9 protein-coding genes are annotated in these 12733 nt (G+C 70.7%); 6 read left to right on the top strand and 3 right to left on the bottom strand.

Translation table 11 applies throughout. The features are described 5' to 3' along the window. Positions 1–149 precede the first annotated feature (149 nt). The 3 genes from IE217_RS04520 (at position 150) to IE217_RS04510 (ending at position 2376) form a co-directional block, all read left to right on the top strand. The gene (locus IE217_RS04520) at positions 150–695 is read left to right on the top strand and encodes an ATP-binding protein (RefSeq protein ID WP_190176372.1); all 546 of its coding nucleotides are present in this window, start codon (positions 150–152) and stop codon (positions 693–695) included. Between the two features lie 147 nt (positions 696–842). Beyond that, positions 843–1715 carry a helix-turn-helix domain-containing protein gene (locus IE217_RS04515; RefSeq protein WP_190176371.1) on the top strand — a complete coding sequence of 291 codons (873 nt, stop codon included), beginning with the start codon at positions 843–845 and terminating at the stop codon, positions 1713–1715. A gap of 49 nt (positions 1716–1764) precedes the next feature. Then, positions 1765–2376, top strand: coding sequence for a Uma2 family endonuclease (locus IE217_RS04510; protein WP_190176370.1), 612 nt, complete (start codon positions 1765–1767; stop codon positions 2374–2376). Positions 2377–2440: 64 nt separating this feature from the next. On the opposite strand, the gene IE217_RS04505 is transcribed toward IE217_RS04510, so the two are convergent. Then, complete coding sequence (locus IE217_RS04505; RefSeq protein WP_190176369.1) at positions 2441–3637, bottom strand: hypothetical protein; 1197 nt, start codon at positions 3635–3637, stop codon at positions 2441–2443. After that, on the bottom strand, positions 3634–4284 hold the full coding sequence (locus IE217_RS04500) for a DUF4365 domain-containing protein (RefSeq protein WP_190176368.1): 651 nt from the start codon (positions 4282–4284) through the stop codon (positions 3634–3636). Before IE217_RS04500 ends, IE217_RS04505 begins: the two co-directional genes overlap by 4 nt. A 237-nt stretch (positions 4285–4521) precedes the next feature. Here IE217_RS04500 and drmA point away from each other — a divergent pair, with 237 nt between their 5' ends. The 3 genes from drmA to drmC all read left to right on the top strand — a co-directional run bounded on the left by drmA (position 4522) and on the right by drmC (position 10816). Further along, the gene (gene drmA / locus IE217_RS04495) at positions 4522–8145 is read left to right on the top strand and encodes a DISARM system helicase DrmA (protein ID WP_190176367.1); all 3624 of its coding nucleotides are present in this window, start codon (positions 4522–4524) and stop codon (positions 8143–8145) included. Continuing rightward, positions 8142–9998, top strand: a complete 1857-nt coding sequence (gene drmB, locus IE217_RS04490) for an MrfA Zn-binding domain-containing protein (RefSeq protein ID WP_190176366.1) — start codon at positions 8142–8144, stop codon at positions 9996–9998. Before drmA ends, drmB begins: the two co-directional genes overlap by 4 nt. Positions 9999–10129: 131 nt before the next feature. Further along, positions 10130–10816, top strand: a complete 687-nt coding sequence (drmC, locus tag IE217_RS04485; RefSeq protein ID WP_190176365.1) for a DISARM system phospholipase D-like protein DrmC — start codon at positions 10130–10132, stop codon at positions 10814–10816. 135 nt (positions 10817–10951) lie between these two features. Here the strand turns inward: drmC and aspS are convergent, their stop codons facing one another. Next, positions 10952–12715 carry an aspartate--tRNA ligase gene (gene aspS, locus IE217_RS04480; protein WP_190176364.1) on the bottom strand — a complete coding sequence of 588 codons (1764 nt, stop codon included), beginning with the start codon at positions 12713–12715 and terminating at the stop codon, positions 10952–10954. Positions 12716–12733 lie beyond the last annotated feature (18 nt).

The following is a 12733-nucleotide window of genomic DNA, read 5'->3' as shown; positions in this document are numbered from 1 at the left end:
CCCCTCCGTCGTACCCTCTGTCGCCAGCGACGCCCTGCCCACACGCACGGCCCCGACAGGCCGGACACACCGGACAAGCAGCGGACGGTCACCGTACGCGACCACAGCGTCACTCCCCACAGTAAGCGCATCCGGCCACGCTGAGTGACGTGAATCAGGAACTCCCCCGCTCCGGCGGCCCCATCCGCCACTTCAGCCTCCTGCTGTCCCCCACCCCTCGGGGCGCCCGTCTCGCCCGTCTGCTCGCCACCGAACAACTGCGCACCTGGGAACTTCCGTTGGACCCGGCCCGGCTGATCGTGGCGGAACTCGCGAACAACGCCGCCACCCACGGCCGCGTCCCTGGCCGGAACTTCAAGCTCCTGCTCTACGTGGTCGGCGCAACCCTCCGCATCGAGGTCACGGACACACGGGGTGACCGGCGCCCACGCCTCCACGTCATGGAGCCGACGGAGGAGAGCGGCCGGGGAATGACCCTCGTGGCCGCCCTCGCCGACCGCTGGGGCGTCACCCAGGGCCTGCCGCCCCGCAAGACGGTCTGGGCCGCATTCGACCTCCCCGCACCGCAGTCACCGGAACGTGAACACCCGCGACCCGGCCCGACCTGCGCTCCCTATGCACTACCCACTGGGGAGAAAGCACCCCGCCAAGCCCCACCCCTCCCTCCCGCCGGGCAGACTCACCCCCGCGAGTGAATATGCCCAAGTGAGCTGGATTCTGGACCCGTTGCCTGCCCTACGCTCAGCGCCAGCAGTACACACAATCCCAGACATGCGACGGCCCTCGCCGGGACTGGCATCCCAGTGCGAGGGCCTGACCACCGAGGAAGCAGGACCTTCCCGATGGACACCGAAAACCCTAGCGCGGCCACGCCTGCCCAGTCCCGTATCCGGGGCAAAAACCACCCCGACGCGCACCGGCCCGCCGGCGTCACCCACGACCACGTCCGCCACACCGAGAACTTCACGGTGATCGGCAACGACCTGGCCCAGCACCCCGAACTGTCGCTGCTGGCCATCGGACTGGCCTGCTACATCCAGTCCGTCCGGCCGGGCACCGCCGTCGACATCAAGACCCTCGCCGCCCGCTTCCCCGAGGGCCCCACCCGGATCGCGGGCGCCCTGCGGGAGCTGGAAGCGCACGGCTACCTGCGCCGCACCCGCGAACGCACCCCCGCCGGCCGGATCGTGACCCGTACGGTCTCCTGCAACCGGCCCGGCCACCACGCCGCCCGGGAGACGACCGCCCGCAGGTCGGCCACCGCGCGCACGTCCCCCGACGAGCCCGCGCCACGCAAGCGCCGCCTGCCCGCAGTGCCCCAGCCGTCGTTCCCCGCCGCTGCCCTCCTCCAGGCAGCCCTCGACGTCCTGTCCGGCCTGCGCCGCCACGACCCCCGCCTGCTCCTGTCCGCCACCGACGCCGAGCACCTCGCCCCGGGTGTCGCCGCCTGGCTGGAACGCGAGGTCACCCCCACCGCCGTACGCCACGCCCTGACCGCGAACCTGCCGAACGAGCCCCTGATCCGCCCGGCCGCCCTCCTCGCCCACCGCCTGACCGCCCAGCTACCGCCCCCACCGCCGTTCCGGCCACCGGCCTCACCGGCCCCGGAGCCCCGCCACCCCCTCCAGACCTGCGACGGCTGCGACCGCGCCTTCCGGGCCCCCGCCCCGGGCCGCTGCCGCGACTGCCGACCCGATTTCCCGGAGGCCGCCTAGCATGGACGTGACGATCCTTGCCCCTGGGCACAGACGAGGAGCGAGCGCCATGACCATCGCACCGGACAACGCGCGACAGGGCGCTTCGCACCGCTACCAGGCCATGCTGGATTTCGTTCAGTCGGCGGACGACACCCTGCCCGGCAAGTTCGAGATCACCCAGGAAGGGATCGTCCACGACATGATGTCGCCTGTCGGCCCTCATGAGCTGACCACCGTGCACCTGCGGAGGCGCCTGGAAAGGGTGATGCCGGAGGAGATCGTGGCTCACACGGGCGAACCGGATGTCGAGGACGAGGCTCAGGGCCTCATGCGCCGCCCTGACATCATGGTGATCACCATGGAGGACATGGATGTCCCGGGCTCCTTCGATCCCCGTACTCTCATCGCCGCCATCGAGATCGTCTCCCGCTCCAACCCGGACAACGACTGGGTCGCCAAGATGCGCGACTACCCCCTGATGGGCATCCCTGTGTACGCGATCTTCGACCCACGCACAGGCGAGGGCGCCGTCCTCACCGACATCCACATCACCGCCGACGGCCCCCGCTACGCCACCCGCAAGGACTTCGTCTACGGCGAGGACGTCACCATCGCCGACTGGACCATCTCCACCGCCGGTCTGCCTCGCTATGCGGACAGGACCGGCGAGCAGCACTGAGCGGGGCAGACGGTGACCACCGCCGGGACTGCTGCGCGCCTCCTCGAGGAAATGGGCAGGGCCTCTACTCCGGCCGCGCCGTGAACTCCCGCACCCCCCGCATCCGCACGCCCGTCCCCCGCGGCTCCAGGTCTCCGGTCACCGTCACCTCCCACCCGAACCTCCACGCATCCGCTGCCCGGTCGATGTCCTCGGCACGCAGCTCCACCCGGACACTGCGCTGGCGCCGGTAGTCGTCGTGGAGGAAGGAACCGAAGATCGTGGCCTCGCGCGGGTGCACATCCCGGTGCAGCTTCTTCACCACCCCGTGCAGGACCGCGCCCTCCTCGCGGCCCAGCCGCTCGCGCAGGTCCTGCGCCACAGCCTCCAGCGCCACCGCGTGACGCCGGCTGATCGCCACCGGAGGCGAGGGCTGCTCCATCGGCCGCTCGGACGACCACGCGAAGGAGAGGGAGAAGTCACGGCGCTCCTCACCCGCGATCCTCACCAGGGCCTCGCACAGGTTCGCGGACAGGCCGGCACCCGACATGTGCTCGACGTGCGGCACGGAGTCCTGGGCCAGGGTCAGCTCGGCGGCCTCGTGCGCGCAGGTGACACCCGCGTACAGCACCCGGGACACCCGGCGGGCGAACGGTTCGGACCGCTGCGCCGCCAGGCTGCGCTGCCGGGTCAGCTCGGTCTCGTCGAAAAGAGATCCCTGGCCGCTCCGGTCGAGCCGGCCGTAGGGACCCTCCGGCAAGGGGACGTGAGTGGCGACGATGTAACTGCCGACACGCGTCTGGTCCAGCCGTACCGACGCCACATGGTCCTTCACCGGCTGTGGTTTCTGCGCGGGCTGTACCGCGCGAGGGCCCAGCGCCGAGGACGCCGCCGCCGTGTGCAGGTCCTTCAGACCGGTCAGTGCCGACACCAGGTCGAGCAGGGGAGCCGTACCCGACGGGCCGGGCGGCACCAGGCGCAGGAACTGCCAGTCCACCGGCGGCAACCGCATCTCCCGCAGGATGTCGCCGGCGGGCCTCGCCTCCACCACGGCCAGCGTCTCCAGAATGTCGGCGACCCGGCCGGCGTAGTCACGGCGCCGCCGCACCGGCACCAGCAGTTCGTAGGGCGGGCCCGGCTCGTCGCGCGGCTTCCACTCCCACAGCTCGGCGCCCGACAGGTCCCGCTCCGCGTTCCAGCCCTTTCCGCTCAAGTAGCGCCGGACGACCTCGGGCGCGAGGGTCGCGGCCTGCTCGAACTCCGCGTCGGTGATCACCGTCATGCCACCCCCACCAGCTCCCGGTAGTCCTCGGCGAACAGGTCGTGCAAGGAGTCGACGGTCAGCAGGTTGGCACGCGGGACGTGGACCGTGCGCGTACTCGAACCCGATGTGCTGTCGCGTGCGAGGGGCTTCTGGTCGTGCAGGCACAACCAGTACGCGGCGTGGCTCAGGCGTAACCGCTCCTCTGTGGCGTGCGACCAGGCGTGGGGGTCGGCCGGAGCCAGCACGAGGAACAGGAAGCGGGGCATCTCGTAGTCGTTGCCGGCGAGCTGGTTGTAGTTCTTCACCTTGAGCGGGTAGCGGATGTGGTCGTCGTGGACGTCCGGGGACGACGTGCACTTGACCTGCGCCTCAATGGCCGGATATCTACGGGTTCCCCGGCGTCCCGCATATCCCAACTGCCAGTCGACACCGACCCGGTCGCGCTCCTTGCGGGTCACGTCGAGGTTGGCCGCCGTGGCCAGCATGCGGATGAACTCCTCGCCGAAGGCGCCACGATGGCCGTTGTCCCCGAAACCCTGCGATCCCCGCACCCAGGCGGGCGGAGGCGGGGGGCCGCTCGGCGCGGCGGGTTTCGGGGCGAACAGGCGCTTCAACAGGTCGTTCGGCTGCTGGTGCGGGATGCCACCGGTCGTGCTGTCCGTCATCTGCCCCCGCTCACCCCCGAACACCACACACAGCAACGCGCGTCGTCTTCATGTGCTTGCGTACCCTTCGCGCGACGCACGGTAACGAAGGTCACACCTTCGGCCAACAGCCGTGATCGGAATCAAGCCGCACAGGGTCCGTCGAACAGCCTGAGAACAACCGACCGCCGGCCCGATGACCGGCTCTGGTACGGGAGGTCCGTGTCCGATGTCAGTGCCCGCGCCTACTCTGAGCCCGTGACCCAGCTGCCTCTCTCCGGCTCCGATCCCGAGCCGACCGCCGACCCCGCCGCGCCCGTGCTGTCCGCGCCCACGCACCGGCAACTGCGCGACAAGCTCGCCGAGCTGGTCGTGCGCGATCTCCTGGGACCCACCGGGGACGAGCCGGAGGAATTGTCGGAGGGCAACCCCCTGGACCACTACATCATCGGGCGGCTGGCACCCGGTGGTGTGCGCCAGGAGGGCGACTCCGACCTGAAGACCGTCGGCAAGGTCGTCGAGCCCGAAACGCTCGAGGAGCCGGGCATGGTCCCCGAGCAGGAGCCCGAGGCCGGCGATCCCGACCCGTCCGCGCCCTCCATGCCCAGCCTGCACCCGTCGACGCTGGGACTGACCCTGCGGGTGGCGCGCGACGCCCAGGAGCTGAAGGTCGACTGTGCCTGGGCGCGCTACGAGCGCGGCGAGTCGGAGATCGAGGGGAACCATCGGCGGGTGTGGCGCCGGGTGCCCTGTTCGGGCACCGTCACCGTGAAGCTGGCGGAGGGCGGACTCGCCGCCCAGCCTGTGCACCCACGGGACTTCCCCCACATCGTGGTGCGCGGTCGGGCGCGACTGCACGAGGGTTCCTGGCTGGTCTCGCTGTTCCTGGTCAACGGGCAGGAGAACAAGTCCGGTTGCACCCACTGGATGTTCCAGGCGTCAATGGCCGTGACCGGCGCCCCCGGCACCGCCCCGTTCCTGCCGCGCCGGGCCGTCGAACTGCCCGGCGACGACCACGACGAGCGGCGCTCGCTCGCCATGACCTACCGCTTCCACCCCGAGTTCGCCGTCGGCCACGGCGCCGGTGTGCACGCCGAGCCCGACCCGGCCGACCCCCGGCGCGCCGTGCGCCTGTCCACGACGGCCACACCGTCGTACGAGATCCCGCACACCGACGTCCCCGACCCCCGCCGTGACCCGCGGGACGAGGACCTGCCCGAACTCCGGGACCTGGTAGTGGACATGCGCGAGCTGAGCCGGCTGGAGGCCGCTCCCCTGCGGGCCGCGCTGCAGCCCCTCGTAGACGGCTACCGGGCCTGGATCGAGCGTCAGCGGCGGTCCGTCGACGATCCGGCTGTCGGCCTCGACGGCTACCGGGCCGAGGCTCTGGAGAACCTGCGGCTCGCCGGTGTGGCGGCCGACCGCGTCCAGGCCGGCATCGACGTGCTGCGGGACGACCCCGACGCCCTCGACGCCTTCCGGTTCGCCAATCGCGCCATGTGGCATCAGCGTGTGCACACCATCGCGGCCGCGGACCGGCGCCGTACGCCCGCGCTGACGCTGGACGAGGCGGTGCGGGCCGTCGACCTGCCGGAGAACCGCAGCTGGCGTCCCTTCCAGCTGGCGTTCCTGCTGCTCAACCTTCCCTCGCTCGCGGACCCCGCCCACCCGGAGCGCGCCGACGACCGCGGGGCGCTGGCCGACCTGCTGTGGTTCCCCACCGGTGGCGGCAAGACCGAGGCCTACCTCGGCCTGACCGCGTTCACCCTCGCCATCCGCAGGCGCAAGCCGCACCTCGGCGGCCTCGACGCCGAGCACGGCGTGGCTGTGATCATGCGGTACACGCTGCGCCTGCTCACCATCCAGCAGTTCCAGCGCGCCGCCGCACTGATCTGCGCCTGCGAGGTCATCCGCCGCGAGGAGCCGGCCCGCTGGGGCGACAACCCGTTCCGCATCGGACTGTGGGTCGGTGGCCGCGTCACCCCCAACACCACCGACCAGGCCGCCGAGTGGGTCAAGGAACGCAAGAAGGACAAGGGCTTCAGCGGCTTCGGACGCACCGGGTCACCGCACCAGCTCACCAGCTGCCCCTGGTGCGGGGCGAAAATGGAGGCGGGCCGCGACATCGCCGTGGAGCCCACCCTGCGCCGGACACTCATCACCTGCCCCGACGCCTACGAATGTCCCTTCGGGGCCGTGGCCTTCGGGCTGCCGCCCGAGGAGCGGGGACTGCCGATCCTCGTCGTCGACGAGGAGATCTACCGTCGCCCGCCGAGCCTCGTCATCGCCACGGTCGACAAGTTCGCCCAACTTCCCTGGCGGGGCGAGACGCAGGCCCTGTTCGGCCAGGTTTCCCGCCTGTGCACGCGCCACGGATACGTCACACCGTCCGCCGTCGACAACGACTGGGAGTCATCCAGCCATCCACCGGGCAATGGCCATGAGGCCGCTTCCACCGTGGACGCCCAGCGCGTGCGCCCACCGGATCTGATCGTCCAGGACGAGCTGCACCTCATCTCCGGCCCGCTCGGCTCCCTCACCGGGCTCTACGAGACAGCCGTGGACCTGCTGTCCACCTGGGAGCCCGAGCCGGGCCGCAGCGTGCGGCCGAAGGTCATCGCCTCCACCGCGACCGTGCGGCGCGCGGACCGGCAGATCCACGATCTCTTCGCCCGCCGCACGGCCGTCTTCCCGCCGTCCGGACTCGACGCCGACGACACGTTCTTCGCCCGGCGCCGCGACACCGCCGAGACTCCCGGCCGACGCTACGTGGGCATCTGCGCGCAGGGTGTGCGCACGAAGTCCGTGGCGATCCGGGTGTTCGTCGCCCAGCTCGCCGCGGCCCAGTACCTGTACGAAACCTACGGTCCGAGCGACCTGACCGACCCGTACATGACGCTTGTCGGCTACTTCAACAGCCTGCGGGACCTCGGCGGCATGCGGCGGCTCGTCGAGGACGACGTGTCGGCGAGGCTGCTGCGGGCCGACCGCCGGGGGCTGGCCGCCCGCCGCATCGGAGAGCCCGCGGAGCTGACCAGCCGCATGGCCTCCGAAGCCATCCCCGACATCCTGGCGAAACTCGACCTCACGTTCGGCCGCCGGCCCAAGGGATCTCCCCGGCCCATCGACGTCCTGCTGGCCACCAACATGATCGCCGTCGGAGTCGACGTCTCGCGGCTCGGCGTCATGGTCGTCAACAACCAGCCCAAGTCGACCGCCGAGTACATCCAGGCCACCAGCCGCGTAGGCCGTCGCGCACCCGGTCTGGTCTTCACCGTTCTCAACTGGGCACGGCCGCGCGACCTCTCGCACTACGAGACCTTCGAGTCCTTCCACGCCGGCATCTACCGGCATGTCGAGGCCCTGTCTGTCACGCCGTTCGCCGACCGCGCCGTGGACCGGGGACTGACCGGTGTCCTCGCCTCCCTCGTCCGCAATCTCAAGCCCGACTACAACCCCAACCGCGGCGCCCAGTGGGTGGACCGCCGCGGCGAGGTCGTCAGCCATGCCGTGCGCTCCCTGGAACTGCGCGCCCGGGACGTCCTGGCCGACGAGCACGTCGTCAACGAGCTGCGGACCCGGCTCGACGCCCGCCTCGACTACTGGGAGCAGAAGCGCCGGGCGCCCGGCGCCGTCCTCGGATACCGCGCGGCCAAGCGTCAGGGCGACGTCGCCCCGCTGCTGCTGGAGCCGGACAGCGGCCCGTGGCGGCTCATGACCTGCCCCACCTCACTGCGCGAGGTGGAACCGCCGATCCGACTGATCTTCACCGGCGCGACAGGACCGGAACCCGACGAGGAACCGCCTTACGGACCCCGTGCGCAGGACGACGACCACGCCGGCCCGGCGGACGGTGACGATGACCCCTGGGAGAGGACATGAGCAGCCCCGCCACCCAAGCACTGCGCGTGGGCGAACTGCGGCCCAGCCAATTGCTGCACACCTACGGCATCGGCGCCGTCACCGACCTGCCCAACCTCTCGACCATGGTGATGGGCCTCGACGACTGGGACCCGGTCCGGGCCCGGGTCCTGACCGAGGACCGCCTCCTGGCAGCCGTACGCCGCCGCCTCGGCGGCTCGGTCACCGCGCTGCGCACCCCGCCTCACTTGCCGGAGAATCCGGCCGACCCGTACGGCGACTGGACCAGGACAGGCGTGCCGGTCGCCCTGTTCCCCCGGTGGCTGCGCTGCTCCCGGGAACGGTGCAACCAGTTGGCGCCCGCTTCCAGCGGCCTGTTCCAGCTGCGGCCCAACCTGTACCGGCCGGAGAAGACCAAGTACGTCCACACCAACTGCGGTGGTCCGGGCAAGGGCCAGCCGACGGCCCTGCCCGCCCGGTTCCTGGTCGCCTGCAAGGACGGCCACATGGACGACTTCCCGTGGATCTACTTCGTCCACAAGGGCAGCGACGCATGCGACAACCCCACTCTGAGCCTGACCGAGTCGGGCACCACCGGCGAAGCCGCCAATGTCTTCGTGCGCTGCGCCTGCGGCGCGATCCGCTCCATGGCGGACGCCATCGGCCAGGCCGGGGAGAGCAACCTGCCGGCCTGCCGCGGCCACCACCCGCACCTCGGCACCTTCGTCCCGGGCGGTTGCCGCGAGTTCGCACGGACCATGGTGCTGGGCGCCACCAACAGCTGGTTCGCCTCCCAGTTGAAAGTGTTCAGCATTCCGCGCGCCGAGGAGCCGCTCACCCAGGCGGTCAAGGAGCACTGGAGCCTGCTCTCCCCGCTCGCCGCTGTCCCCGCGGAGGCCGCGAAGATGCTGCTGCCCACCCAGGCATGCTGGCCCGAACTGGAGCAGTACGGGACGGACGCGGTCTGGACGGCCATCACCAAGGAAGCGCAAGCGGGAGCGGGGGGACCGGAAGAAGAAGACGAGGAGTTCGACCTCATCACGCCCGAGTGGCGGGCCTTCACTCATCCACGCGACCATGCTTTGCCGGACTTCACCACAGCGCGGGAACGGCGTGTGCCCGACGGGACGGCCGAGTGGCTGGACAGCGTGGTTCTGGTCCACCGCCTGCGCGAGGTGTCGGCACTCACCGGCTTCACCCGGATCGAGGCTCCCGAATGGCTGCCGGACGAGGAGCTGCGCACTCGCCCCGGAGCACCCCTGAGCCGCAACGACCCGACCTGGGTCCCCTGCGCCGAACTGCGAGGCGAGGGCGTATTTCTCGCTCTGAAGGAACAGCAGCTCGCCGAATGGGAGCGTCGGGAAGCCGTACTCACCCGGGAGGGGATCCTCAAGGACGCACACCGGGACTGGTGCCTGGCCCGCGGCGTGGAACCGCGCTGGCCCGGAATCAGGTACGTACTCCTGCACACCCTGGCCCATGTGCTGATTCGCCAGTTCGCGCTCGAGTGCGGTTACGGCGCGTCAGGCATAGCGGAACGCATCTACGCCCGTTCCGGCTCCGACCCCATGTCCGGCATCCTGCTCTACACCGCGGCCCCCGACAGCGAGGGAACCCTGGGCGGGCTGGTCTCGCTCGGACGCCGTGACCGCCTCGGCCCGGCCATCGCCCAGGCCCTCGAGGAAGCACGGCTGTGCAGCTCGGACCCGATGTGCGCCGAGCACGACCCGCGCGTCCACGCCCGGTTGCACGGGGCGGCCTGTCATGCCTGCCTGTTCGCGGCGGAGACATCCTGTGAGCGGGGCAACCACTACCTGGACCGCGCGCTGCTGGTGGAAACACTGGCGGACGACAAGTGCGCGTTCAGGCCGTGAACCGGACGAGTGGGACGCCCGACCGGGAGGGGCCGAGCGGGTGTTCCTCCCACCCGGTGGGTGTGCCGATGGCCCGGAGCGGCACACCGCCGCACCGCCTCCCGGGTCTCCTCGCCACTCTGTGCGAGCGTTTGCCGGACGAACGCCTTGCCTCTGTCAGGCAGGTCCTCGAGACGGCGGCCGGCCCGGACGACATGGCGGTCAGCCGCTTCATCGCGGACCAGACCGCCGCCGGCCTGGCACAGCAGCTCCTGGAGATCATGCGAGCCTGGCGCACCGAGGCTCCCGCCTTGACCGGGGCCGGACTGGCTCTGGCTCTTGCCACGGCCCAGTCGTCCCCACGGCCCGGACCACCGCAGGTTGTCGTCAGTGGGCCCATGAGTGCGTCGGTCCCGGCGAGGCTGACGAGCGGTGTCGTCGTGGAGGTGATCCGCTCGGCGACCACGTCACTGCTCATCGCCAGCTTCGCCGCCCACGGCGCTCGGGACGTCGTGGGAGAGATCGCGCGAGCCGTCGATCGAGGCGTGCACGTCGATCTCCTGCTCGAAGAGTCCACGCAGGCAACGGCGGCCTTCGCAGCTCTGCCCAGGGGCGTGCGCATCTGGCACAGGGCGGGGGCGGCGGGCGTGCTGCACGCGAAACTGATCGTTGCCGACCGGCACACGGCCCTGCTGGGCAGCGCCAACCTCACCGACCGTGCCTTGTCCGACAACATCGAGCTCGGTGTGGTGCTTCGGGATCCCAAGCTCGTGGAACCTCTGATCGAGCACTTCCGCTGGTTGCTCGCGCCGGAGAACAACGTCATGCGCCGTGCGTGAACAAGGGGCACGCAGCCCTGGCGCCAAGCAGACGAAGGCGCCGGCACCTGAGGTAGCTCCCGGGCCCCGGGCGACCGACGGCAGCGCCCCGGAGTCCTGGTGGGCTCCGGGGCGCTGCCGTCGGTTCGGCGGCCGCTACTTCGGCTGCGGCTTGCGCACCGTCAGGTGCAGCTCGCGCAGGCGCGACTCGTCCAGCTCCGTGGGGGCGCCCATCATCAGGTCCTGGGCGTTGCCGTTGAGCGGGAAGGCGATCGTCTCGCGGATGTTGGGCTCGTCCGCGAGGAGCATGACGATGCGGTCCACGCCCGGGGCGATGCCGCCGTGCGGCGGGGCACCGAAGCGGAACGCGCGCAGCATGCCGGCGAACTCGCGCTCCACCGTCTCGTGGTCGTAGCCCGCGATCTCGAAGGCCTTGAGCATGATGTCCGGCTCGTGGTTGCGGATGGCGCCGGAGGACAGCTCCACGCCGTTGCAGACGATGTCGTACTGCCAGGCCAGGATGTCCAGCGGGTCCTGGTTCTCCAGGGCCTCGAGGCCGCCCTGCGGCATCGAGAAGGGGTTGTGGGAGAAGTCGATCTTCCCCGTCTCCTCGTCCTTCTCGTACATCGGGAAGTCGACGATCCAGCAGAAGCGGAAGACGTCCTCCTCGAAGTGCCCGGCCCGGCGCGCGGCCTCGACCCGCACCGCGCCCATGATCTTGGAGACCTCGTCGAACTCGCCCGCGCCGAAGAACACCGCGTGGCCGGCGGCCAGGGAGAGCCGCTTGGTCAGCTCGGCGACGTTCTCCTCGGTGAGGAACTTCGCGATCGGGCCGGTCAGCGAGCCGTCCTCGGTGACCCGCACCCACGCCAGGCCCTGGGCGCCCAGCGACACCGCGTACTCACCCAGCTGGTCGAAGAACTTGCGCGGCTGGTCCTGGACCGCAGGCACCGGCAGCGCGCGCACGTGCTTGCCGGCGAACGCCTTGAACGCCGAGCCCTCGAAGACGTCGGTGATGTCGACGAGCTCCAGCTTGGCGCGCAGGTCCGGCTTGTCGGAGCCGTACTTCAGCATCGCCTCGCGGAACGGGATGCGCGGGAAGGGCGAGGTGACGTGGCGGCCGCCGCCGAACTCCTCGAACAGCTCGGTCATCAGCTGCTCGATCGGCCGGAAGACGTCCTCCTGCTCCACGAAGCTCATCTCGACGTCGAGCTGGTAGAACTCGCCCGGCGAGCGGTCCGCGCGGGCGTCCTCGTCGCGGAAGCAGGGCGCGATCTGGAAGTAGCGGTCGAAGCCGGAGATCATCAGCAGCTGCTTGAACTGCTGCGGGGCCTGCGGGAGCGCGTAGAACTTGCCCGCGTGCACCCGGGAGGGGACGACGTAGTCGCGGGCGCCCTCGGGGGAGGTGGCGGTCAGGATCGGCGTCGCCATCTCGTTGAAGCCGAGCGCGGCCATCTTGTGGCGGATCGCGGAGATCACCGCCGTACGCAGCATGATGTTGCGGTGCATGCGCTCGCGGCGCAGGTCGAGGAAGCGGTACTCCAGGCGCCGCTCCTCGTTGACCCCGTCCTCGGCGTTGATCGTGAAGGGGAGCGGGGCGGCGGCGCCGAGCACCTCGACCTCGCCGACCTCGATCTCGATCTCGCCGGTGGGCAGCTCGGGGTTCACGTTCTCGGTTCCACGTGAAACAACCTCGCCGTCGACGCGGACGACCGTCTCCTTGGACAGCTTGTCCAGCGCCTCGTAGGCGGGCGTGCCGGGGCGGGCGACGAGCTGCGTGATGCCGTAGTGATCGCGCAGATCGATGAAGAGGATGCCGCCCAGGTCGCGCCGATTGTGCAGCCAGCCACTCAGCCGGACGCCGGTGCCGACGTCAGAGGCGCGGAGCTCGCCGCAGGTGTGGGACCTGTACCGATGCATCGTCGTTCATCCAGCCTT

The organism is Streptomyces naganishii JCM 4654, assembly GCF_014650575.1.
GTDB classification, from domain to species: Bacteria; Actinomycetota; Actinomycetes; order Streptomycetales; family Streptomycetaceae; genus Streptomyces; species Streptomyces naganishii.
This window is presented reverse-complemented; position numbering and strand designations above follow the sequence as displayed.

Excerpts from the sequence above, each read along its gene's own strand:
- IE217_RS04515 (WP_190176371.1), top strand. The coding sequence starts at position 843 with ATGGACACCGAAAACCCTAGCGCGGCCACGCCTGCCCAGTCCCGTATC.
- IE217_RS04505 (WP_190176369.1), bottom strand. The coding sequence starts at position 3,637 with ATGACGGTGATCACCGACGCGGAGTTCGAGCAGGCCGCGACCCTCGCG.
- IE217_RS04500 (WP_190176368.1), bottom strand. The coding sequence starts at position 4,284 with ATGACGGACAGCACGACCGGTGGCATCCCGCACCAGCAGCCGAACGAC.
- IE217_RS04510 (WP_190176370.1), top strand. The coding sequence starts at position 1,765 with ATGACCATCGCACCGGACAACGCGCGACAGGGCGCTTCGCACCGCTAC.
- aspS (WP_190176364.1), bottom strand. The coding sequence starts at position 12,715 with ATGCATCGGTACAGGTCCCACACCTGCGGCGAGCTCCGCGCCTCTGAC.
- drmB (WP_190176366.1), top strand. The coding sequence starts at position 8,142 with ATGAGCAGCCCCGCCACCCAAGCACTGCGCGTGGGCGAACTGCGGCCC.